General features: G+C 71.4%; 13 protein-coding genes and 1 pseudogene. 5 read left to right on the top strand and 9 right to left on the bottom strand.

The window, feature by feature from the left end; all coding sequences use genetic code 11:
- Positions 1–7: 7 nt before the first annotated feature.
- The 3 genes from ACFWV2_RS21745 to ACFWV2_RS21755 all read right to left on the bottom strand — a co-directional run bounded on the left by ACFWV2_RS21745 (position 8) and on the right by ACFWV2_RS21755 (position 2,746).
- Positions 8–973, bottom strand: coding sequence for a nucleoside triphosphate pyrophosphohydrolase (locus ACFWV2_RS21745; protein ID WP_384406709.1), 966 nt, complete (start codon positions 971–973; stop codon positions 8–10).
- A 19-nt stretch (positions 974–992) separates the two neighbouring features.
- Positions 993–1,637: a SurA N-terminal domain-containing protein gene (locus ACFWV2_RS21750; protein WP_384406711.1), complete on the bottom strand. Its 645-nt coding sequence runs from the start codon at positions 1,635–1,637 to the stop codon at positions 993–995.
- An 80-nt stretch (positions 1,638–1,717) separates the two neighbouring features.
- The gene (locus ACFWV2_RS21755) at positions 1,718–2,746 is read right to left on the bottom strand and encodes a glycosyltransferase family 2 protein (RefSeq protein ID WP_384406713.1); all 1,029 of its coding nucleotides are present in this window, start codon (positions 2,744–2,746) and stop codon (positions 1,718–1,720) included.
- 126 nt (positions 2,747–2,872) lie between these two features.
- Here ACFWV2_RS21755 and ACFWV2_RS21760 point away from each other — a divergent pair, with 126 nt between their 5' ends.
- On the top strand, positions 2,873–5,275 hold the full coding sequence (locus tag ACFWV2_RS21760) for a YfhO family protein (protein ID WP_384406715.1): 2,403 nt from the start codon (positions 2,873–2,875) through the stop codon (positions 5,273–5,275).
- Here the strand turns inward: ACFWV2_RS21760 and ACFWV2_RS21765 are convergent.
- Together ACFWV2_RS21765 and ACFWV2_RS21770 are read right to left on the bottom strand one after the other, a co-directional pair.
- Positions 5,211–5,855: a GNAT family N-acetyltransferase gene (locus tag ACFWV2_RS21765; protein WP_384406845.1), complete on the bottom strand. Its 645-nt coding sequence runs from the start codon at positions 5,853–5,855 to the stop codon at positions 5,211–5,213. The two genes, ACFWV2_RS21760 and ACFWV2_RS21765, sit on opposite strands and share 65 nt — an antisense overlap.
- A gap of 234 nt (positions 5,856–6,089) precedes the next feature.
- Complete coding sequence (locus ACFWV2_RS21770; protein ID WP_384406717.1) at positions 6,090–7,418, bottom strand: collagen-binding domain-containing protein; 1,329 nt, start codon at positions 7,416–7,418, stop codon at positions 6,090–6,092.
- Positions 7,419–7,895: 477 nt separating this feature from the next.
- Here ACFWV2_RS21770 and ACFWV2_RS21775 point away from each other — a divergent pair, with 477 nt between their 5' ends.
- The 3 genes from ACFWV2_RS21775 (at position 7,896) to ACFWV2_RS21785 (ending at position 9,403) form a co-directional block, all read left to right on the top strand.
- Positions 7,896–8,315, top strand: coding sequence for a hypothetical protein (locus tag ACFWV2_RS21775; protein WP_384406719.1), 420 nt, complete (start codon positions 7,896–7,898; stop codon positions 8,313–8,315).
- A gap of 84 nt (positions 8,316–8,399) precedes the next feature.
- Positions 8,400–9,023 (top strand): RNA polymerase sigma factor, encoded by a 624-nt coding sequence (locus ACFWV2_RS21780; RefSeq protein ID WP_384406721.1) that lies wholly within the window; start codon positions 8,400–8,402, stop codon positions 9,021–9,023.
- The gene (locus ACFWV2_RS21785) at positions 9,020–9,403 is read left to right on the top strand and encodes a hypothetical protein (protein ID WP_384406723.1); all 384 of its coding nucleotides are present in this window, start codon (positions 9,020–9,022) and stop codon (positions 9,401–9,403) included. Before ACFWV2_RS21780 ends, ACFWV2_RS21785 begins: the two co-directional genes overlap by 4 nt.
- A 97-nt stretch (positions 9,404–9,500) precedes the next feature.
- On the opposite strand, the gene ACFWV2_RS21790 is transcribed toward ACFWV2_RS21785, so the two are convergent.
- Positions 9,501–9,902, bottom strand: coding sequence for a hypothetical protein (locus ACFWV2_RS21790; protein WP_360793412.1), 402 nt, complete (start codon positions 9,900–9,902; stop codon positions 9,501–9,503).
- Positions 9,903–10,023: 121 nt separating this feature from the next.
- Positions 10,024–10,660, bottom strand: a pseudogene (locus ACFWV2_RS21795) (serine/threonine protein kinase); the annotation flags it as partial.
- 557 nt (positions 10,661–11,217) lie between these two features.
- On the opposite strand from ACFWV2_RS21795, the gene ACFWV2_RS21800 reads away from it, so the two are divergent.
- A complete protein-coding gene (locus ACFWV2_RS21800) occupies positions 11,218–11,841 on the top strand; it encodes a HEAT repeat domain-containing protein (RefSeq protein ID WP_384406725.1) in 624 nt (207 codons plus the stop codon).
- Positions 11,842–11,869: 28 nt separating this feature from the next.
- Here ACFWV2_RS21800 and ACFWV2_RS21805 read toward each other — a convergent pair whose 3' ends face one another.
- Positions 11,870–12,355, bottom strand: coding sequence for a DUF4265 domain-containing protein (locus tag ACFWV2_RS21805; RefSeq protein ID WP_384406727.1), 486 nt, complete (start codon positions 12,353–12,355; stop codon positions 11,870–11,872).
- Positions 12,330–22,958, bottom strand: a complete 10,629-nt coding sequence (locus tag ACFWV2_RS21810; protein ID WP_384406729.1) for a LamG-like jellyroll fold domain-containing protein — start codon at positions 22,956–22,958, stop codon at positions 12,330–12,332. The genes ACFWV2_RS21805 and ACFWV2_RS21810 overlap by 26 nt, the downstream gene beginning before the upstream one ends.
- Positions 22,959–23,056 lie beyond the last annotated feature (98 nt).

Below are 23,056 nucleotides of genomic sequence, written 5' to 3' on the forward strand. Positions count from 1 at the left end.
GGGGGCCTCAGGTCCTGACGCCCTCCGTCGTACGGATGGCGTCCCGGTACGCCCGGGCCGCCGCGCGCAGGGCCGCCTCCGGGTCCACGCCCTCCCTCTCCGCCCGCGCGGCGAGGGCGAGCAGCTCGTACCCGATGCCCTCGCCCTTCGGCAGCGGCACGTCGAGCCCCGCCGTCCGCACCCGGCCCGCGAGCTTCGTCGCGAGCGCGAGTCCCGGCTGGCCGAGCGGCACCCCGTCGGTCACGGACTCCCGCTGCTTCTCGATCGCCTTGGTCCGCAGCCAGTGCGCGCGGACGTCCTCCGGCGTCTCGGCGGTCTCGTCGCCGAAGACGTGCGGGTGCCGGAGGATCAGTTTCTCGACGAGGGTCCCGGCGACGTCGTCCACGGAGAAGGGCTCCTCCGGGTCCTCCTCGGCGATCCGGGCGTGGAAGACGACCTGGAGGAGGACGTCCCCGAGCTCCTCGCGCAGTTCGCCCCGGTCACCGTCCTCGATCGCCTCGACGAGCTCGTACGCCTCCTCGATGGCGTACTTGGCGAGTCCCCGGTGGGTCTGCGTCGAGGTCCAGGGGCAGGTGCGCCGGATGCGGTCCATGATCTGCACGAGGTCCAGGAGCCGAGCGCCGGGGAGGTCGTACGAGCCTGGCAGCAGCTCCAGGTCGGGCATCGTGAGGCGGCCCGAGCCGGCGAGCCGGGCGAGACCGTCGGTCAGCGCCCGGTCACCCTCGCCGGAGGGGAGCAGCAGGACCGTGCGGCCGCCGGCGCAGGCCTCCACGAGTTCCTCCGCGGTGGGCGTCAGGTGCTCGACGGCGACCCCGGCCTCCCGCAGGTACGGCAGCTGGGGGTGGTGCTCGTCGGGGCAGAGCACCCGGTCCGCGCCGCGCAGCGCCTGCCAGGCGGGCCAGGACAGAAGTCCGGGCGCCACACGGTGGCTGGCGGTGAGCAGGACGATGCGGCCGGGGCTCTCAGATGTCACCCCACGAACCTACCCGCCCTCAGGCGCCGGCCGGGACGGCGCCGGGGTCCTGAGTGATCTTCCGCAGCCAGGGGGCCGTGGTGGAGGCGAGCCGGACCTGGGCGTCGTCCCAGGCGCCGTACCGCGGGTTGACGTCGATGGCGAGGGCCTTGGAGGCGGCGGAGAAGACGTCCGTCAGCTTCTTCTGGCCCTCGGGGGTGTCCGTGACGCCGAGTCTGGCCGCGATCTTGTTCATGAGGACGTTGCGGCGGACGACGTCGTCGATCTGGCCGGGGGCCACGCCCTGTTCCTGGAGGAGGACGGTGGCGAGCTGGTCCTCGCCGCCGCTCTCGCGGACGAAGGCGGTCCTGGTCTGCTGGAGTTCGGCGCGGGTGACGGTGACGCCGTTGTCCGCTGCGACCTTGTCGACGACCCGGTCGAAGATCATGACGTTGAGCTTGCGGCGGGGCAGGTCCCCGGTGGCCTGGACGAGCTGGGCGGCCTGCGGGGAACGTTCCTGCGCGGCGCGCACGTCCTTCACCTCGGTCTGGAGGCTGGAGACGTCGATCCGTTCACCGCCGACGACGGCCGCCGCTCCCGGGTGGGAGTCACTGCCACAGGCGGTGAGCAGTGGGGCCGCGGCGAGGAGCGCGGCGGAGACGGTGAGCGCAGTGCGGCGGTGCAAAGGAGCCTCCCGGGCTGGTCGTGCGTCAGTGGAACGACCTTGCGGTGATCGATGGTAGGGAGTCGCCGGGGCCGGAGCCACTACTTCGGTGCGACTGTTTCCCACAACGACTCACCCGTACGCCGGGTGTCGGCCCGCATCACGCCCGTCTCGGCCCCCTCCAGGCCCGCGCGTGTCCCCTCTCGGGCCCCTTCGTGCGTCTCCTGCACCAGGTAGTGGGGACGCCGCTTCACCTCGTAGTAGATGCGGCCCACGTACTCGCCGATCAGCCCGACCATCACCATCTGCACGCCGGCGAGGGCGGTGACGGCGACGAGGAGGGTGACGTAACCCGGGGTGTCGACGCCGTTGGCGAGGGCGTCGACGACGATCCAGGCCGCGTAGCCGAGGGCGACGAGGACGAGGACGAACCCGAGGTGGACGGCGGCCCGCAGCGGCTTGTTGTTGAAGGAGAGGAGGCCGTCGAGGCCGTAGTTGAGGAGCTTGCCGAAGGTCCACTTGGAGCGGCCCTGCTCGCGTACGGCGTTCTCGTAGGAGAACGTCGTGGTGCGGAAGCCGACCCAGGAGAAGAGGCCCTTGGAGAACCGGTTGTACTCGCCGAGGCCGAGGACGGCGTCGACGGTACGGCGGGACAGGAGCCGGAAGTCCCCCACGCCGTCGACCAGCTCGACGTCGACGAGCCGGTTGATCGCCCAGTAGTAGAGGCGGGCGGTGAGGGTGCGGGTGACGCGGTCGCCCTCGCGGGTGCGGCGCGCGACGACCTGGTCGTATCCCTCGGCGTGCAGCGCGACCATGCGGTGCACGAGCTCGGGCGGGTGCTGGAGGTCCGCGTCCATGATCACGACGGCGTCTCCCGCGGCGTCGCGGAGCCCGGCCAGCATCGCCGCCTCCTTGCCGAAGTTGCGGCTGAAGGAGACGTAGCGGACGTGACGGGGGTCGCGCGCGGCGAGCTCCTGGAGGAGGGGCAGGGTCCCGTCCCGGCTTCCGTCGTCCACGTAGACGATCTCGAACTCGCCGTCCAGCCGGGCGAGTTCGTCGGTCACGTGGTCATGGAAACGGGCGAGGACGTCCTCTTCGTTGAAGCACGGGACGACGATCGAGAGCAGCACGCGGACCACGACAACGGAGCACGGTGACCCGGCCGGTCCGCGTGGATGGCCTTGAGGCGACCATTGAATGAACGGGGTCGCCGTGTCCGGTTCCTCCCGCCCTGTCACTGGCATATTCGAGCCGTCATGCCGAACACCACGCGCTCACCCCTTCGCTCCGCCCTCCTCTCCGCCCTCCTCACGGTGATCGCCGTCTGCGGCGGGGACGCCGTCGCCCGGGTCTTCCCCTTCGGGCCGCGCCACCGGGCCGTCAACGACCTCGCGAACCAGTTCGTGCCGTTCCACGCGCACCTGTGGGACCTGCTGCGCGGCCGCGCCGACGGCGGGCTGCTCCTGGACTGGCGGGCGGGCTGGGGCACGAGCTTCCTCCCCGACTACGGCACCTATGTGTCGAGCCCGTTCGCCCCGCTGGTCGCGCTGTTCCCGCGCGGGGACATCGAGTACGCGGTGTACGCGGTCACCGTCCTGAAGACGGCGGTCGCCGCGGCGGCCATGACGCTCCTGCTGCGGCGGCTCGGGGGCCGTACGGGCCCGGCACCGTCGGCGGCGCGTCCCCTCGGCGCCGGCTCCTGGTGGTGGGCGGCGGTCCTGGGGGCGTCGTACGCGCTGTGCGGCTGGTCGCTCGCGGAGGGCACGTACAACCCGATGTGGCTGGACGGCCTGATCGCCTTCCCCCTGCTCTGCCTGGTCGGCGAGTGGGTACGGGAGGGCCGGCGGCCGCTCGCCGGCCCGCTGGTGGTCGCGGTGTGCTGGGCGGCGAACTTCTACACGGCGTACATGGCGACCCTGGGCGCGGCCCTGGTGCTCCTGGTCCGCCTGGCGACGACGGAGTCGTTCCGGTGGCGGACCGTGGGCCGGGCGGCGCTGACGACGGGCCTGGGGGTCGGTCTCGCGGCGCCCGTCCTCGTCCCCGTCCTCCTCGGCTCGCGCCACGCCCACCCGGGCCTCGTCCGGGAGTTCGACCCGGCGCCCGCGACGGACGTCCTGGCCCGGCTGCTCCCGGTGACGTACAGCTTCGCCACCCCCGCGGCCTTCGTCTGCACGGCGGTGCTGCTGCTCGCGGGGGCGCTGCTGTTCCGCCGGGACGTGCCGGGTCGGGAGCGCACGCTCTGGGCGGGGCTGCCCGTGGCGGTCCTGGCCTCGATGCAGTGGGGTCCGACGCATCTGCTGTGGCACGCGTTCGCCACGCCCAACGGCAGCCCGTACCGGCAGACCTTCGTCCTCTCCGGGGTCCTCGTCCTCGCCGCCTGGGCGGGCCTCACCCACGGACTGCCCGACCGCCGGTCCCTGCTCGGCGGCACGGCGGTCGTCCTGGCACTCACGGCGGGGGCGCTGCCCAGCCCCTTCCTCACCGGCTGGGCGCTGCTGCTCGCCTGCGGGGGTCTCGCGGCGGTGGCGGGTGCGCTGCTGCTCCCCGCGCGGGGGCGTCGCGGGATGCTCGCCGCGTTCCTGGTGATCGGGACCCTGCTCGGGCAGTCGGCGGCCACGACGGCGTACGCCGACCGGGAGCGGACGGCCCGCCTCGACGACTACCCGCCGTGGGGCCCGGAGCACGCGCGCCGGGCGGCGGCCCTCGCGGCGGCCGACGGCTGGCCCGCGTACCGCACGGACGCCGGGCTGCCCCGGGTCGCGGGCAACGATCCGCTGCTGCTCGGCGGGCAGGGCGCGGCGTACTACAGCAGTCACACCCCCGCGGTCCTGACGGAGACGCTGACCGCGCTCGGCGGCGGCTGGACCTCCCGGGGCCGGAACCTGCTGAGCCTGGACAACCCGGTGACGGACGCGCTGTTCGGGGTGGGGGCGCGGTGGCGGGACGGCGCGGTCGTGCGCACGGAGACGTACCTGCCCCTCGTGACGGTACGGCCGGCGGGCCCGGCCCCCGTCTACGGCCCCTCGCCCTTCCGGAACCAGGAACTCCTGCTGGGCGCGCGGGTGTACGGGGCTCCGCACGCGGGCGCGTGCCCGGTCGGCACCGAGGTCTTCCTGTGGGCCCCCGACGCGACGGGCCCGGCCCGCCTGGGCGACCGCGAGACCCGCCTGGCCGGGGGGCAGCCGAAACGGCGTGCGGCCCTGTCGTCCCTGGGCGTCCAGCGCGTACCCGGCCTGAAGCCGGTCCTGCCGGGCCCCGGCGGCGCACTCGGCTGCCTGGACCACGGACGGCTCCGGGCGGCGGTCACGGCCCTCCGCGCTAATGCGGCGACCTCGGTCCGGGTCACCTCCGACGGGATACGGGCCGACCTCCCGCCCGGCACGACGGGCACGGTCGTCGTGGCGGCCCCCCGGATCGCGGGCTGGACCTGCGACGGCGGCCCCACGGCGTCGTACGGGGGCCTCCTCGCCGTCCCGGTGGCGGGCGGGTCGTCGGTCACCTGCGCCTTCCGCCCCCCGGGGCTGGGGGCGGGGCTCACGGCGGGGGCGCTGGCGGCGCTGCTGCTCGCGGGGGTGGTCCGGTCAGCGAGCCGGATCAGCCGGCCGGGGCCCGCCTCTCCCAGCGGGTCTCGCCGTCCTCCACGAGGTCCGTCGGGGTGAGGCCGGCCGCGCCGGCGGCGGAGGCCGTGTGGTCCGGGTGGACATGGGCGACGACGGTCCGCACGCCCCGCCCCAGGAGCAGGCCGACGAGCCCCTCGGCCGCCTCCCGGGCGAACCCCCGGCCCTGCCAGGGCGTACCGATCACCCAGGCCACCTCGGCGGTCCGGCCGCCGTCGGTGACCGTCGCCTGCACGGTGCCGACGAGCCGGTCCTCCGGGCGGAGCCGCAGCACCCAGTTGAGCCAGACGACCGACGGGTCGGGCGAGCCGGCGACCAACCGCACGTAACGGGCACGCAGTTCGGCGGGACCGAGAGGGGCGCCGCCGATGAAGGAGTGCAGCGCCGGATCACCCAGCACCTCGGCCATCTCCTCGGCGTGCCGGACCGCGAGCGGTTCGAGAACGAGCCGGGCGGACCGTGCGGGCTGCGGCCGCTCCAGGGCAGTGACCGTGACCCTGGCGCTTTCGGCGGGGTCCCGGTGCTCGGGCGGCGCGGTGGGTGGGGCGGCGGGCGGCACGGTGAGTGGGGCGGCGGGCAGCGCGGCGGGCCGGGCGGCCACGGACGCGGCCGTCGCGGTCATGTTGCCGTCGGCGAGCCGGTGTACAACGCCGTCGGTGAGCACGATCTCGACCTCCTGGCCCCCGCCGGTCCGGGCCTCCTCGATCGCCGCGAACGGGACCTCGGTACGGGACCGCCGGTCCTCCAGCCTGAGGCCGTCCGCGTCGAGCGCGGTCTCGGCGCCGTCGTCGCCGACGAGTATCCGGGGTGAGGGCATGCCGGGAACCTACCGCGACGGGATCGCGGCCAGGCGGGCTCAGCGCCTGAACCGTCGGACCAGCAGCAGACCGGCCACCGTGCTCAGTACGGCGAGGGTGGCCGCCGCGTACGTCCGGGCGCTCGTGCCGCTCTCCGCGAGGCCGGGGGTCAGGGGCGGGGAGGCGGCCGGGTGCGGGGACGACGACGGTGCCGGGGTCCCGGGGCGCGTGGGGGTTGCAGTGGACGTCGGGGCCGGGGTGGGTGTCGGGGCCGGGCCGCCGGCGCAGGCCAGGTGCGCCGAGAACGGGGCGTGGTGGATCTCGCCCGCGTGCGCGGGGGCCCGTGAGGTGCGCTGGGCGCCGCCCCGGCCGGTCGCCGCGCGGGTGTCGAGGTCGTCGAGCGGGCCCGCCGTGAGGGAGCGGACGACGACGGCGCCCTCGATGGCGTCCGGGTCGCGGTCGGTGAGGTGGGCACGGGGGGCGTAGACGGTTCCCTCGACCGTGCCGCCCTCGGCGATCGTGAGGTGCGTGGCGTCCGCGAAGTTCCACAGGACGTACGGGGCGTCGGGACCGCTGACGCCGGCGAGTTCGGGGACATCCCAGGTGAGGACCGACCCGGTTCCGGTCGTATCGACGTCGATGACCAGCGGTCGGGTGGCGGTGGGGCGGTCGGGGAGGGTGAGTTCGGAGAGCCGGTTCAGCTGCTCACCGGTGAGGCGCAGGATGTTCGTCCGGTGGTCGTCGAGGGTGACGCGGCCGGGGTCGGCGAGCGCGACGGTGGGCGCGCAGGCGGCGAGCGCGTCGGCGCGGTCGCGGTAGGTGCCGAAGAGGGCGGCGAGGTCCAGGAGACCGGGAGCGGGGCCGACGGAGGCGGCGGGCTGCCGGGTGGTCAGTTCGATGCGGGGCGTCGCGTCGTGGCCGGCGGCGGCGGCGGTGACCCGGGTGTCGACGGGGACCCTACCGGCGCCCTTCGTGACGGTGTCGCTGCCAGTGAGGTCGCCGATCTTCACGTAACCGTCGGAGAGGACCTTCAGGACCCCGACCGAGCTGCTGGCACCGTACGCGATCCGGCCGCCGACAAGCAGGGCGGTGGGGCGGGCGTCGCCGGGGACGGTGAACGTCCCCGCGGTCCGGCGCGCGACGGTGAACCCGGGTCCGTAGGACAGGTCGCCGCCGACGGCGACGGGGCCCTCGGACTCCGTACCGCCGAGCAGGGTGTCCTTCTCGGTGACGACACCGAAGCCGTGGTTCCCGGCGACGGGGTTGCCCACGTCGACCATGGCGGCGGCGTGGGGTGCGGCCGCCCCGGCGGGGAGGGCGGCGAGCGCGCCGGCGGCGCACGCGGCGGCGCAGGCGGTGAACCGGAGGGGCCTGCTCGACTTCGTCATACGAGGAACATGCGTCCGTCCGGCCGCCGCCGGCGTCCGGACACGCCTGGGCGCCGGTCAGATGCCGTAACGAATCCACGCGTGGGAGCCGCGGGAGCGCTGGCCGCGGCGGCGTGCGCGAAGGGCCGGGCGGGTTCCTTCAGGCCGCAGTCGGGTGGTGTTCGAACCGTCGGGATGCGGGGCGGGTAGCCGTTCAGGCGGGGAGGCGGCTGAAATCCGGGGGCGGGTCGGCGTCAGCCGGGTAAGCCGCCGGAATCCGGGGAGGGCCGAGGTCAGCCGGGTAAGCCGCCCGGATCCGGGGGCCGAGGTCAGCCGGATCAGGGCGCTGTCAGCCAGGGCCGGCGCCGTGATCCGGTTCCGGCGGGCGGCTTCCTCGAAACTTTCCCGGTCCGGGTCGCAACCTCGGGCGGTGACGCACGTCTGGTGGGTTGAAGGCGCCCTTCAGACCGTGTCCGTCCCACTTCTCGGGAGAACCCCATGTCCAGCCACGCCAAGCGGAACTTCCGCCCCCGCCCCCGGATCCTGGGCGCCGTCGCCGGTGCCGCCCTGCTCCTCGGCGGCGGCCTCGCCGCGCAGGCCTTCGCCGACTCCGGAGCCCGGCCCGCGCCCGCCATGACGAAGGGCGACACGGCGGCGGACGCGGCCCCGGCCCCCGCGGCCCCGGCCCCCGCCGCCGCCCCGGCCGCCGCTCCCACCGCCGCCCCGGCCCCGGCCCCCGCTCCGAAGGTGGTCGAAGCGGGTAGGCCCACCGCCGCACCCGCCGCGCCGGCTCCCGCGCCCGCGCCCGCCGTGAAGCCCACCACCGCCCCCGCGGCCCCGGCCCCCGCCACCCCCGCGCCCGCGCCCGCCGAGGACGCGCCCCGGGTGATCGCGCCCGGAACCGGCGTCGGGAAGTAGCACAAGCAGCACGGAGCGGGCGGCCGGGCCGGACTTCCATGGCCGGCCCGGCTGCCCCTCCCGCGACGAGTGAGGACCTCGCAGTTGTCGTACGCCATACCCGCCACCGCACCGCCGACCTGGTGGTCCCGGCTGCTCGCCCGGCTGTCCTCCCGGACCGGGAACGCGCCGGCGCGGGAGCGTCACAGGCGGGCTCTCGGCGCGTTCCCCGACCACGGGCCGCCGCCCACGCTCACCGAGCTGTACCGGGCGCGCCGGCTCGACATGGTGCGGCTCGCGCTGTTCCTCGTCGACGACCTCCCCACCGCGGAGGACGTCGTCCAGGACGCGTTCGCCGCCGTGTGCCGGACGTACGGCACCTCCCTCCACGGGCTCCAGGACCCGGGCGCGTACCTGCACACCGCCGTGGTCAACGCCGCCCGCTCCGTACTGCGCAGGCGCCGGACCGCGCGCGCGTACACCCCGCCCCACCCGGGTGCCGGGGCCCCCGTCGACGAGGGGCTGCTGCTCGCCGAGGAGCACCGGCACGTCCTCGACGCGCTCGCGCAGCTGACCCGGCGCCAGCGCGAGGTGCTCGTGCTGCGCTACTGGTCGGAGCTGACCGAGGCGCAGATCGCGCAGACGCTCGGGCTGTCGCGCGGCACGGTGAAGTCCACCGCGAGCCGCGCCCTCGACGCCCTGGAGAAGAAGCTGGAGGCGGGCCGATGAGACCGCTGACACCGCAGGACGAGGACCACCGCTCCCCCGTCGAGGACCGGCTGCGCGCCGCGTTCGCCGCCCGCGCCGCCCTCGTCACGTACCGCGACCTGCGGCGCGACGAGCCCCCGCGGGGACGCGGCTGGGGGGTGCGCCGGGTGCGCGGGATCGCCGTCGCCGGTTTCGGCGCCGCTGTCGCCGTGGCGGCCGCGTACCTGCTCGCCGTGGCGCCGGGCGGTCAGGTCGCCCCCGCTCCGGTGCAACCCGCCCGCCCCCCGGGCATCGGCGTGCCGACGACACCGCCCACACCGCGCCCGGCCGCCCCGTCCACGCCGTCCGTGGCCGAGACCGGCGACGCCCCGGGGCCGGCGGGAGCGCCGCGGGAGGGGTGAGCGCACCGCGGCCAGGGGCAGGCGCACGCACGCACGCACGCACGAAGAAGGGCCGGAGCCCCCAGGGGTTCCGGCCCTTCTCGAAGTCGTGGCGCGACTACTTCGCGGGGACCGCTTCGAGGCAGAGGACGAACTTGTCCGAGTCCAGCTGCTGCGCGAGAGCCGTGACCTCCGGGCCGCACTTGTTCACGTCGAAGGTGTCGTCGATGACCTTGACGACCTTGTACAGGTCGGCCTTGCCGGAGGAGCAGTCCGTGGTGTCGACCTTGGGGTCGTTGTCGGGGCCCGTCACGGTGACGCACTCGCCGGCCTCGGCGTGCACGGGGGCCTCGCCGGTGAGGTGCGGGAGGCCGAACTTGACGGCCAGGGCGACGGCGATCGCGACGACGACTCCACCGACCTTCTTGAGGATGCGGCTGCCCTTCTTCGCGGGGGCGGCAGGCTGCTGCTCGGGTGCGGCGGGCTGCTCGGGGGCGGGGGGCGCGGAAGGCGTCGTCATGAGGTGTTCCTTGTGAGCGCGGACATGATCAGACGCGAACGCTACATGCACCAAAACAGGCAAAAAGGATCAAGAAGATCCGCTGGCTGATCAGTTGCCGAGTCGTGACTCTGCCGCCCCGTCAGGAACCTCGCCACAGCCGCCGTTGGTGCTCCAGCGCGCGCCGCAAGTCCACCGGAAGCGGGTGATACGGGCCGTACGCGCGCTCCGCGTCGAACAGCAACTGCTGGAGCTGGCCCTGGCCCGCCGTGTGCTCAGCTGTCGCCGCCAGGAGCAGCCCGATCCGCTGCCGGATGTCGAAGGCGCGGGCGAGATCCCGCTCGCAGTACGGCAGGACCGCGGAACCCGGCGAGCGCGGCGCCGGGCTCCCCGAGCTGCTCCGGGCACAGGGCCACGTCGTACCGGAACTGCAGGGCCCCCGGGTCCGCCGGACCGGCCTCCGCCTCCCGGTCCGCCGCGAGGCGGCGCAACTCCGGCAGGGCGCGCCGGTACTGACCGTCGTCCATCAGCGTCGACGCGTACTGCTTGCGCAGGATGCGGACGACCGGCGATCCCTCACCGTGCTCGGCCGAGGCGGCGGGCAGGATCCCCCCGAGGACGTCCACGGCCTGCGTCAACGAGCCCTCCTCCAGCAGCCGCTTGACCTCGTCCACGGCGGCGGCGACATCGGCCCTGGCCGCGGGGGGAGGAGTGGACGGAGGGGTGGGGGGAGGGGCGGGCTGAGGGATGGGCGGAGAGGTGGGATCCCTCACAGCGCCCCGGAAGGTGCCACAGCCATGTCTCAGCAGCAGCGCAACTGGTTCGCCCGCCACAAGGTCCTTACCGCCGCCGGCGCGGTCGTCACGGTCGTCGTGATCGGTGCGGCGGTCGGGCGGGGGTGGCGACGGCGAGTCGCCCGCCACCGGCGCCAAGCAGGAGCAGCCCGCCCAGCAGGGCGGCGACAGGAGGGCCCCGGAGTCGAAGGACTCGAAGGCGCCCGAAACCCCCGGGAGGAAGGCCGTCACGATCGACGGCGACGGCGACTTCGAGGTGGGCGCGGGCGTGAAGCCCGGCCTCTACCGCTCCACGGGCACCGTCTCGAAGAGGAGGAGAGCTTCAGCCCGAGGTGGTGGGTCAGTAGGGTCCCCTCGTGACCGGTCTTCCTCTCCGGTCTCGATGATCAAAAAGAAGCGCGCTCCACTGAAGCGGGGCGCGCTCTTGTACTGACCGCCTGCACCAGGGCCCTGTCTCGACTCGTCGGGGCGGGGCGCTCCCTCGCGCCTGCACCATCATTTAGCGTTCGACACACCAGCGAGGGCCCTCAGGAGGATGGACGATGGCGCTGACCTTGGAAGAAGCGATCAGTCAGCTGAGCGACAGAGCGTCGGCGAAACGCCGCTCGGCAGCGAAGCGACTGAGCAAACTGGCGAACGGAGCAGCGGGGCCTGCCCTGCTGCAAGCGCTCCAGCGCGAACTCGGCGACCGCCGCACCTGGGAGACCCAGTACGAAATGATCATGGCGCTCGGGGCGTGCGAATACCACCCCGCCACTGCGTTCCTGGCGGATCTGGCCCAGCAGCCGACCGAGGCCGATGCGCTGCTCCTGGCACTGGGCGACTCCATCGTGCGGTTGCGAAGCCCGGAAGAGGGTTTCACAGCCCCCCTGGAATGGTGTCTGGAGCACGGAGATCCGTCGCTGGTCGACGGAGCCCTTCGCGCCACCGCCGCGTTGCAGGCCGTCTTGGACCTCCGGACCTCTGACCGCGTCCTGGACTTCCTCGACCCACTGGATCCCTACGACGGACTCCGCTTCTGGGCCGCGACCGCGGCCGCGAGATGGCCCGGTGACCGCGTCCGCGTGTTCTTGGAGTCCTGCGCCGCAGGCCCCAGGGCGGACGTGGCCGACGCTGCGGCCACGTCCCTGGAAGATCGGCGTCAGGGCCGCGAGGAGCGGCCCTGACTTACCGTCACGTCCGACGTGTCACAAGTCAGGTGGTCTCTTTCCACCAGGCAAGAGGATTTCCCTGCTCGTCAAACACGTTTCCGTATTCCCATTCCACCCCCTCCTCGGGAAGCTCGTCCAGGAGCGACTCGATCGTCGGGAAACCAACCCGGACCGGAAAGGTCAGGACTACGAGCGACTCGAGTTCGCCGTCGACCCGTCCACCGATCCGTGCGGCCTTCTTCTTGAGGGATTCGACGACGTCGGCAGGAATTCCCTTGTAGAAGACCTGGACCACGACGTTGCCGCCTCGTTCGACCACCTTGGCGCTCTTGGTGTGCTCGTCGTAAGCGATCACGTCACCAGCCGCGATTCCCCTGACGAATCCAGGCGACAGACGGACCAGGTAGAGACCATCACTCAACGGGGTGACAGCCACCACTTCATCGGCGGTCGCCCCGCTTTGGGAACCTACTGTGAGACGAATCCCGGCGAAGCTGTTGCCGCTAGTCGAACCGTTTGTACCCGGCACCACAGCCTCCTCTCTCAACACACGACTTACCCTTGGAAGGAGCACCTCTGTTCTGGGCACTGCTATTGCACGCGGCGCCCTCGATGCATAGGTTCTCCGGTTCCAGGTTGCCACCCTTGCTCCTGGCCACGTTGACATGTCCGATCTGGACGTTGGCCGGGTTGGTGGTCGTCATTCCGCAACGCCAGCACTGCAGAACCCCGTCACCCTCTGCCTGAGCCTTGGCGACCATCGCGTCTCGGATCGAGCTAGGGACGTTCTTCTTCGCCGTCGCCCCGCCACGACTGGCGGCCATCTGCCTCGGCGAAGCGACCTCACCGTCTCGCAGCACGAAGAGCGGAAGCTGGCAGAACTCCGGGACGTCGTCGTTGTGGACCAGGACAGCGGCGGACCCCGCGAGCACGAAGTACGTGTGCAGACCCTCAACGCTGAGGTCGTACGTGACGCGCTGCGCCGTGTACGACTTGACCTCGACGATCGCCGTCAGCCCACCGTCGCCGTTCTGGACCTTCTGGCCGACCCGGAGGTCGCCCGCCTGGGTCCAGGAGTTCCGGGTGGCCTCGTAGAACTGGTGGTGCTTGGTGGTCTCGATCGTCTTGGGACCGGCCTTCGTGGCTACGACGACATCGACGTAGTTGCGGTCGGTCTTGGTGACGATCACCTCCTTGACCTCGTGGATCTCCTTCGTCTTCTTGCCGGGCTCGGCCGTCTGGACCTTGTCCCCGACCTTGACCTTGGAGATCTCCTTGGTCCTGCCATCCGCCAGCAGCACCGGCGTCTTGCCCGTGAAGCTGTGCGGGGTACCCCCGCGCGGCCTCGGACAGCCCGCGCCGGAACCACCGTCCGGCTCCGGAGACGATTTGGACTTCGGGCCGTTGCCCTTGCCCTTCGCGCCGAACGCGCCGCCCATGACGGCACCGACCGACGCCGCCTTCGCAGCTCCGGCGACCGAGCAGCCCTCCTCGCTGTTCACACAGGAGGTGCCGTACTCGACCGCGCCCGTAAGGGCTTCCTCGCCGGCGTTCTCCGCGACGTTCACGCCGGCCTTGCCGGCCGTACCGGAGAGCAGCCTGCCTGCGGCGCCCGCGGCGAGACGGCCGCCGACGCCACCGGCCGCACCCGTCACGGCGCCGATGGCGACCGCGCCGAGGAAGCCGCCGACCGACTTCGGACCGTCGCTCATCATGTAGCCGACGCCGTTGGCCGCGGCGCCCGCGAGGGCGGCACAGCCGATGGCGCCCACACCGGCCGTGATCGCGGTGCAGCCCGCGAAGACGGCGATGCCGACGGCAACGGAGGCGATGGTGGAGGCGTGCTGCTTGACGAAGTTGGCTGTGGCCTTCGCCGCCTTCTTGACGGCCCGGCCGACCTTCTTGGCTGCCTTGACCACCTTCTTGGCCACGTGTTTGACGGCCTTGGCGACCTTGCGTACAGCCTTCTTGACGTGTTTGACGACCTTGTGGGCGACACGTTTCACGCGTTTGTAGACGCGTTTGACGTATCTTTTCACCTTTTTGACGCTGTCGGAGACGTACCGGACGGCTTTCCGCACCGCCCTCTTGGCCCTCTTGACCGCCTTCTTGACCGCTCTCTTGACCTTCTTGGCAGCCTTCTTGACGACCTTGGCGACCTTCTTGACGACCCTCTTGGCCTTCTTGTAGACCGACTTGACGGTCTTCTTGACCTTCTTCTTGACCTTCTTGACGATCTTGTCGGCCCAGCCCGGCCAGTGACCGGTCGGGTCCATACCCGTCATGGGGTTGCCGTCCGCGTACGCGTACCGGTTCGCCGTGATCGAGGTCGGGATCCCGCTGAGGGTGGCCGTGTCACGGCTGTTGAACTGGCCGGTCTCCGGCGAGTACCAGCGCGCGGCCATGTTGACCTTGGCCGTCGACGGGTCGGTCCAGCCGGACTGGTAGCCCAGCGCACCGAGCATCATCGAGGACTGCACGACCTTGCCGAACGGCGAGTAGGTCGTGGAGCCGACCAGCGCCTCGCCCGTCGTGGTGAACTGCGCCACCACGTCGGTGTGCAGGTCCTTCAGGGCCAGCACGGCGGTGGATCCGGTCTTCACGCCGACGAGGTCACCACCGGCGTCACGGCTGTAGGACGTCACGCCGTCCGAGGCCACGTCGTTGCCGGCGCCGCTGTACTGGAAGGAGTAGACCGATGTGCCCGTGTCGTCCTTGGCGTTCAGGACCCGGTCGAGACCGTCGTAGGCGTAGGTGCGGTCGCCCTCCTGAATCACCCGGTTGAAGGCGTCCACCTTCATGGCCGTGACCCGGCTCGCCTCGTCCGTCACCGACGCCAGCGTGCCACGCGCGGTGTACGTGTAGGCGCTGTGGCCGTCTGAGGTCAGCCGGTTCCGGGCGTCGTAGGTGTAGGTGTCGCCGGCCACCCGGGTCCGGTTGCCGGACGCGTCGTAGCCGTAGACCTCGTTCGTCGTCCCGTTGTTCCAGGACGTGACGCGGTCGGCCCAGTCGTACGTGTACGTGTTGGCTGACGAACCGGCGAGCCCTGTTGTCGTCTTCGACGTCATGTTGTCGTTCGCGTCCCACCCGTAGGTGAAGGACGCGAGCGTCTTGCCGGTCGGCGAGGTCAGCGTGTCGCTGGTCGGGCGTTCGAGCTTGTCGTAGCCGAAGCTGCGCTTCGCCTTGCCCGTGCCGTAGTCGATCGTCGTCACGTTGCTGTTGACGTCATAGCCGTACGTCGCCGTCGAACCGGTGGCACCGTCGTTGACCGTCTTCAGTCGGCCGGCGGTGTCATAGCCGAACGTCGACGTTCCCGACGCGTCCGTGCGGGATGTCATCCCGCCGTCACCGTCGTACCCGAAGGACGAGGCGCCGGACGGGCCGTTCGCCGAGAGCAGCAGGCCCCGGTCGTCGTAGGTGAAGGTGTTCTTCTCCGTACCGAGTCCCGCGACCGCCGTGATCCGGTCGTCCGCGTCGTAGTCGTACGTGTGGTCGGCCGTGACGGCCTCCGCACCCGTACCCGACTGGCGGACCAGCCGGCTCTTCACGTCGTACTCGAAGGAGATCTTCACCCCGCCGGGGGAGAGGGACTCCTTGATCCGGCCCGCGCCGTCGTAGACCGCCGTGAAGGTCCGGTCCGCGAGGTTCGGGTGCGTCGGCGTCGACGGCTCGATCTGCGACTCGGGCAGACCCCAGGTGTTGTACGTCGTCAGGAACGGGTTGCCCCGCCCGTCGGTGAAGCGGGTCCGGTTGCCCGCCACGTCGTACCCGTAGGTCGTGGTGATCGACTCGGTCGCGGAGACCGGCTCGACGACCTTGGTGATCAGCCCCGAGACGTCGTACGAGAAGGTCTTCGTATGACCGCGGTGATCGGTCGCCGAGACCAGGTTGCCGGCCCGGTCGTAACCAGTGCTCGCCGTGCGCAGCACGGCACCGGTCTCGTCCAGGTCGTCCGTCTTCACCAGCTGACCGAAGCCGTCGTACGTGTTGCGAGTACCGGTGCCGTCGGGCTCGACGACCGTGAGCGGCTGCCCGTCCATGTCGTACGTGAAGCGCGAGACCTTGCCCGCACTGTCCGTGACCTCGGTGACCTCGCCCACCGCGTTGTACTTGTACGACTCGGAGACGCCGGTCGGCGAGACGACGCGCGAGAGCTCACCGCCCGGCGCGTTGTACTCGTTGATCGCCGTGTACGCCCGCTGGGTCGGCTGACGCACGATGTCCGTGCTGGTCAGCTCGCGGCCCAGGTAGTCGTACGTGCTCTCCTGGCGGGCGCCGTTCGGCCGGGTGGCCGACAGCTGGTCGCCGTTGGTGGAGTACGTGTACTTCGTCGTACCGCCGCCCGGCTCGGTGACCGAGGCCAGGTCGCCCAGCTGCGTGTACGAGTACGTGGTGCGGTTGCCCAGCGGGTCGACCTCGGCCGTGACCTGTCCGAGCTTGTTGTACTCGTTGTAGGACGTGGCCGTGATCGGGGTCGAGGCCCCCGGTGCCAGGTACTGCGGCGAGGTCGTCGAGGACTCCTGGCCCTCGGCGTCGTACGCCGTGGTCGATACGTTGCCCCTCGGGTCCGACGACTCCGTCGGCTCACCGAAGGTGTTGTACCCGGTCATGGTGACGGGGCGGACGGAGACCGGCGTCCCCCCGTTCTGCTCCGCCATCACCGCGGGTTCGGTGACCGACGTCTGCTGCCCGAGCTCGTCGTAGCCGTAGTCCGTGACGTTGCCCGCGGTGTCCGTCTGGGACACCGGCAGACCGCGCTGGTCCAGCTTCCACGTGGTCGTGCGGACCGTGCTGCCGGCGGCCGGCAGAGTGCCGCCCTTCAGGGCGGTGACCTGCGCCGGGGTCAGCGCCTCCGCGTAGACCTGGACGTCGTCCAAGCCGCCGAGGTGGTTCTCCGCGTAGGTGCCCTTGTACCAGCGGCGGCCCAGCTGGAGCGGCCCGGTGGCCTCCCAGGGGGTGGAGAAGGTCGCGGCGGTGCCGACCTCCGTGCCGTTCACGAACAGGCGCAGCTTCGCCGTCGCCTGGTCGTACACACCGGTCAGGTGCGTCCACGTGTTGACCGCGACCGCGGCCGTGCCCGACGACACGCGCACGATCGCGGGGTCGAAGGTGTCGGTCGCGTGCCGGTTGAAGGTCCAGCCGGACGCCGTCGAGTAGTAGAGCTGGAAGCCGGAGGCCTCCTTGCCGTCCTGCGCGACGAAGGTGCGGTTGGCCGCCGTGGAGGTCAGCTTGACCCAGGCGGAGACCGTGAAGCTGCCGCTCGTGTTCACGACCGGTCCCGTGCTCTGCGCCCACGAGTTGGCGTCGCCGTCGAAGGCGGCGCTGCCGCTCCGGTCGGTGTTCCAGTGCATGCCGGTGCCGTGGCTGCCGGTGTTGTTGGCGCCGGAGGAGTCCGCGAGGCCGAAGCCCGTGGTCTCGTCCAGCTTGTAGCGGGCCACCGGGGCCGTGGTGCCGTCGTGGACGGTGGTGCCGGTGATGTTGCCCAGGGAGTCGTACCGCGTGTCCGTGGTGGACACGTCACCCGTCGCCGGGTCGCGGTCCGTCTCGGTCACCACGTTGTCGTCGGGGTCGTAGGCGGTGTGCGAGGTCCTGGCGAGCCCGTTGGGGTCGAGGATCTCGGACACCGTGCGGTCGGCCGCGTCGACGGTGAAGGTGGTGCGGGTCTGCCCGTCGTTGGTGACCTGCTCGATCAGGTTGCCGGCGGCGTCGTAGGTGTTCGCCTGCTCCGTGAAGGACTTGCCGGTCTGCGGGTCCTTGCGGACCACGGTGGCCGACAGGCCGTCGTCGGTGTAGGTGTACGCCGTCACCCAGCCCATGGCGTCGGTGATCGACGCCAGGCGGCCCGCAGGGTCGTAGGCCCGGGACTCCTGGACCAGGGTCGTGGGCGGCGACGGGTTGTAGGGGTCGCCTGTGTAGTTCAGCAGGCTCGTGGTGAGCGGCCTCTGTTCGGCGTCGAAGGTGTAGGTGTTGACCGTGCCCGCGGGATCGGTCTCCTTCACCTTGTTGCCGTAGACGTCGTACTCGAACGACGTGGTGTCGCCGCCCGGGTCGGTCCTGGTCACCATCCGGTTGTACGCGTCGTACGTCATCGACGTCGTGCGCGCCGTGTCACCGCCGGTGAGGTCGACGACCGACTGGGACAGGATGTTGCCGTCCGCGTCGTAGGCCGTCGTCGTCTTCGCCTGGTGCACCGCGCCGGTGACCCGGTTGGTGACCTTCGGGTCGGTGTCGGTGACGACCTGGTCGTACTTGTCGTACGTCTGCGAGGACGTCAGTCCCGCAGGGTTGGCGTCGGAGATCTCGGTCTTGGTGATCTGCCGGCCGAGGTTGTCGTACGTGTACCGCACCTTGGCGCCGTTGGCGTCGGTGATCTGCGCGAGGTCACCGTTGGCGTAGTACGTGTACGACGTCTTCTTGCCGCCCGGGGTGGTCACCTGGGCGACGAGCCCCGCCGGGGCCTTCACCGGGTCGCCCTCCATCGCCGGGGTGGTGGCGGTGGTGTACGTGGTCGTCGCCGTGCGGCCCGCCGGGAATCCGGGGACCGGCGGGGTGGTGACCGCGGTCAGGTTGCCGGCCGTGTCGTAGGTGTAGGACGTCTTGTACGTGTCGTCCGTCGGGCCCGAGGAACGCCCGTCGCGCTCGGTGAGCACGAGGTCGTTGCGCAGGTCCATGGTCGGGAACGCGGTCGTGGCGTCCGGGAAGTACGTGTAGTACTCCGTCGAGCACTTGCCGGCGGCCGTGTTCTGGCAGGTGGTCTGGGAGACCGCGTTGCCGCGCACGTCGTGGCCGGTGATCGAGCGGTTGCCGTTGGCGTCCGTGATGGTGTGGAGGAAGCCGCCGGTGTCGTAGCCGTAGGTGGTCCGCTTGCCCTCGGTGTCGATCGACGCGAGCTGGCGGTTGCCCATCTCGGCGTCGTACACGTAGGTCAGCGTCTTGTTCGTCGGGTCGGTCAGCTTGACCGTCCGCACCGGGGCGACACCGGAGGACGCCTTGTAGGCGGACCAGTGGGTGGCGACGTCGGCGTCGGTGAGGCCCTTGGCGTGGACCGCGACCTCCGCGATGGAGCCGGTGAAGTAGCTGACGGCACCCGGCGAGCTGAACCAGTTGCTGCCGAATCCGGCGCCGACGAACGTACGCGACGTCGTCTGGTCGCTCGGGGCGCCGGTGCAGGTGCCCTGCTTGGCGCCGTCGAGGTACAGCGTCTGCGTGGTGCCGCTGGCCGACAGGACGGCGTGGTGCCACTTGTCGTCCGTGACCGTGCCCGTGGAGCCGAGGGTCGCCGCGCCGTTGCAGGTGGAGCTCCACCAGTGGCCGTGCAGCTTGTTGTCCGCGCCGACGTAGAGCAGGTTGCTCCAGCTGCCGGTGGGAGCGCCCGCGCTGTTCGGGGCGACGCTCTGGTCGCTCATGATCACGCCGGGTTCGGCCGTCTTGAACCACAGCTCGACCGAGCGGTCGGGCTTGGCGTGCAGCGGACCGTACGGGATCTCCAGGAAGGAGCTGGTGCCGTCGAAGGTCGCCGCCGACACGTCGTCCGCGCCGAAGGGGCCTTCGGCGCCCTGGGTGACGTTGTTGTACGTGCCGAAGCCGGTGTTGACCTGGTTGGCGGCCTGGGCCGCGGCCTGGGTGTCGTCCAGGCGCCAGTAGCCGGCCGGGGCGGTGCCCATCACCGCGGAGCGGTAGACCTGAGAGGAGCCGGTGATCGTGGCCGGGTTGAGCTTCCACGTACCGCCGTTGCCGTCGGTGGCCTGCTGGACCAGGTCGTCGGTGGTGCCGTAGACGACGGAGGCCTGGGTCTTGCCGCCCGGCGTGGTGATCTTCTGCAGCAGTCCGGCGGCCCGCTTCGCGGCCTGGTACTGCGTGGCGATCACGGACGCGGTGAGCGGCTCGGAGAAGACGGCCACCTCGGCCATCTGGCCCGCGAAGTGCCCGAGCTGGTCGTTCGGGTTCATCGACGGCCAGCCGTCGGTGTTCACGCCCGCGCCCAGGGTGATGTAGGGCTGCACCCAGTCGTTGATGGCGCCCGCGAGGGAGCCCTGGGAGACGCCGTCCAGGTACAGGGTCTGGCTGGTGGCCATGCCGGTGAGGACCGCGTTGTGCCACTGGCCGTCGGTGACGGTGGAGGTGGACGTGATCGTCGACATGCAGCCGGGCGACATGGCGAGGCAGCCGCGCAGCTTGCCGTCCATGCCGACGTAGACCGCGGGGGTGTTCTTGGTGGTGTTGGCGACCGGGTTGGGGTCGCTCAGCGGCTTGTCACCGTAGTAGAAGAGGACACCGCCGGCCTGCGTGGTCTTGAACCAGAGCGAGACCGAGGTGTACGAGGGCGTCGCGCCGGGGGCGCTCGGCATCTCGACGTACGAGGTGGTGCCGTTGAACGTGGCCGTCTTCTGGGTGGAGCCGGCGAGCACCGGGGAGCTGCCCAGGGTCACGTTCTTGTACGTGGCGTTGTACTGGCCCTGGTTGGCGTCGATGGTGTCGGCCGCGAGCGTGCCGGAGGTCTCGCCGAGGCGCCAGTAGGCGAACGGGTCGGCGTCCAGGACGGTGGTGCGGTAGTGGTTGCCGGTGGCGTAGGTGTACGTCGTGCACTTGGTCCAGTCGGCGGGCGGGCACACCTTGGTGAGCTGGTCACCGGTGTAGCCGTACTGCCAGGTCTGGGCCGTGGTGGCGTCGCCCGCCGTCGCCGGGTCGGTGAACACCGTCTCCACGTGCGGCACGGTGGCGCCGGCCGGGGTGAACCAGGTGAGGCCGAGCGACCGCTTCGACGTGTCGTTGGTGATCTTCGTCAGGCGCTTGTTCGTGTCGTACGTGAACGTCTCGGTGCGACCGGCGAAGTCCTTGATCGCCTTGATCGCGTACGTTCCGGCCTTCGCGGTCGCCTGGGTGAGGGCGTACTCCGTGAAGTCCTTGTCCGTCAGCGTGAAGCCGACCGCCGGGGAGACGGCGGGTGCCAGCCGGGCGTAACGGCCGAGCGGGGGCACGAACGTGCCGTCGGTGTTGCGGCCGAAGGCGACCTGCTCACCGCCGGGGTAGGTGATCACCACGCTGGTGACCGTGCCCGCGCCGTCCTTGACCTCGGTGGCCTTCATGTCGGCGATCGTCGACCAGCCCGCGCCGAAGGCGCCGTCGATCCGCGGGTCGAGGCTGTTGTACGAGCGGTCGATCTCCAGGGACGGGCCGATGACGGGGACGTCGGCGTCGGTGTCCTCGGTCGTGTAGTTGCCGTCCGACGGGTCGAACTCGTGGCCGTCGGTGTTCTGCGCGAGGCCCGAGGTGACCGGCGGCTGCGGCACCGTGGTCGTGAAGCGGCTGGAGTGGACGATCTCCGTCGTGCCGTCGCTGACGCCGACGAGCCAGTCGTAGTTCTTCGACCACTTGAGCTTGCCGGCCGGGATCTTCCAGTTGCTCTTGGTCTGGGCGGCGGAGCCGACCACGAAGGCGTTGGTCTCGCCGTCGTAGACCTCGAAGGTGTACGACAGCGGGCTCGGGCCCTTGTCGGCGTCGCTCGCGTAGACGAGCAGCTCCGGCTGGAGGGAATTGGCCTGGAAGTTCTCCGGCGGGTACGAGGCGTTGACCTGCGGCGCGGTGTTGGCCGTGTACGTCAGGTCGAGGGCCGGGCGGAAGCCGGCGGTCGCCGAGTTGTCGGAGTGGAACTTCTTCCAGTGCAGCATGTCGTTGGTCGGCGCGGTCAGCGCCAGACCGTGGTTCGCGGCACCGCCGGCGACCTGGTTGAACCAGGTCGTGTTCAGGGCCACCGGCATCTTCACGCCGACGCTCGCCGAGTTCGCGGTGTTGGAGCAGGAGGCTCCGGGCGCGGGCGTCGCCGAGCCCATGGCCGCGCCGAAGGCGGGCCCGGGGTAGCTGGTGACCCCGGACGGGGTCCAGGCCTGGGTGACGGGGTGCACCGAGAACGACTGGGCGGCGCAGGTCGAGGACCAGAGGGCGTAGACGTTCAGGGTGGCGGCGGTGACCCGCTTCCCCGCGAGCGTCGTGCCGAGCGACGAGAACTGCAGGAACGAGTTCGTCTTGTTGGTGCCCGAGTCGTACGAGCCGACCTTGATCTGCGTCTCGGTGGAGTGGTCACCGCCGATGGTGTTCTGCGTGTACGTGGAGTTCGACGCGGTCACCGTCGGGTCGACGGTCACCGGGTAGACGCGGGCCGGGTCGTCGAGCCACGCGCGGTCCGCGGTCATCCGCAGCGCCTGCTCACCGTCGACGGTGACCAGGTCGTAGGTCACGGCCCGCGACTGGGCGGGGTCGCCCGAGCGCGGGTCGATCTTGGAGTCCTCCATGAACGCGTGCGGGATGGTCGCGACGACCTTGCCGTTCGCGTCGGTGAACTCCACGTCGCCGTCGGCGGCTATCCGGGGCGTGAGGCCCTTCACCGCGAGCGGGAACGTCCAGGAGTTAGCCGCCTGCGGCGAGCGCAGGACGATGTTCTCCTTGAAGCCCTCCGCCAGCGGCACGAGCTGCACGTCGGTCTCGGGCAGGACGCCCGGGTAGGTGACGGTGCCGTTGGCCGCGACGGTGGGCTCGGACTTCGCGGCGTCCTTCAGCGCGTACGCCAGCGAGCGGCCCGCGCCGAAGTCGACGGAGGCGAGCTGCTCGTCGGCGGCGTCCGGCGCGAACTCCACGTCGAGCGAGTTCGCGCGCTGCTGGAGCCGGCCGTCGGTGTCCTCGGTCAGCCGGGTGTCGATCGGCTTCCACGAGCCGTCGGCGCCCTTGAAGTTGGTGCGGCCGGCGAAGTGGCGCACGGTGGTGGAGCCGTCGGCGTTGACGTAGAAGTCCGAGGTCGCCGTCGACCTGTTCGCGTCCCGCTTGCTGGTGCGGGCGTCGAAGCTCTTGGCGTCGCCCCGGGCGACGCCGGTCTTCGACGTGCCGGGACGGTCGGTCTCCCGCTCGAACGGGTCGAGTTCACCCTTGCCCTTGCCCGGCTTGCGCCCGGCCTCGCCTTCGAGGCTCGTGGCGTCGGCGGAGGCGTGGTGGCTCTTGCCACGGGCCGTGCCGCCCTGCTGGTCGGGGGTGTCGAGCGGGTTCTCGTGGAGCCACTTCCAGAGGCCCGAGAGGGACATCTGGGGCATGCGCACCGGTTCGAGCGTGACGCCCGCGGCGACCGCCGATTCGGTGGTGAGCATGAGGAAGAAGGAGATGAGTACGGAAAGAGCCGTAGCCCTCAGCCTGCGTCTGCCGGTGCGACCCGGTGGGAACAGGCGAGGGCTACGGACCCGGCGTA

The organism is Streptomyces sp. NPDC058671, from assembly GCF_042716475.1.
In the GTDB taxonomy this organism is placed as follows: Bacteria; Actinomycetota; Actinomycetes; order Streptomycetales; family Streptomycetaceae; genus Streptomyces.

Bases quoted from the DNA above. Each gene is read 5' to 3' on its own strand.
- ACFWV2_RS21765 (WP_384406845.1), bottom strand. From the start codon at position 5,855: ATGACCGCGACGGCCGCGTCCGTGGCCGCCCGGCCCGCCGCGCTGCCC.
- ACFWV2_RS21770 (WP_384406717.1), bottom strand. From the start codon at position 7,418: ATGACGAAGTCGAGCAGGCCCCTCCGGTTCACCGCCTGCGCCGCCGCG.
- ACFWV2_RS21800 (WP_384406725.1), top strand. From the start codon at position 11,218: ATGGCGCTGACCTTGGAAGAAGCGATCAGTCAGCTGAGCGACAGAGCG.
- ACFWV2_RS21785 (WP_384406723.1), top strand. From the start codon at position 9,020: ATGAGACCGCTGACACCGCAGGACGAGGACCACCGCTCCCCCGTCGAG.
- ACFWV2_RS21810 (WP_384406729.1), bottom strand. From the start codon at position 22,958: ATGCTCACCACCGAATCGGCGGTCGCCGCGGGCGTCACGCTCGAACCG.
- ACFWV2_RS21760 (WP_384406715.1), top strand. From the start codon at position 2,873: ATGCCGAACACCACGCGCTCACCCCTTCGCTCCGCCCTCCTCTCCGCC.
- ACFWV2_RS21790 (WP_360793412.1), bottom strand. From the start codon at position 9,902: ATGACGACGCCTTCCGCGCCCCCCGCCCCCGAGCAGCCCGCCGCACCC.
- ACFWV2_RS21775 (WP_384406719.1), top strand. From the start codon at position 7,896: ATGTCCAGCCACGCCAAGCGGAACTTCCGCCCCCGCCCCCGGATCCTG.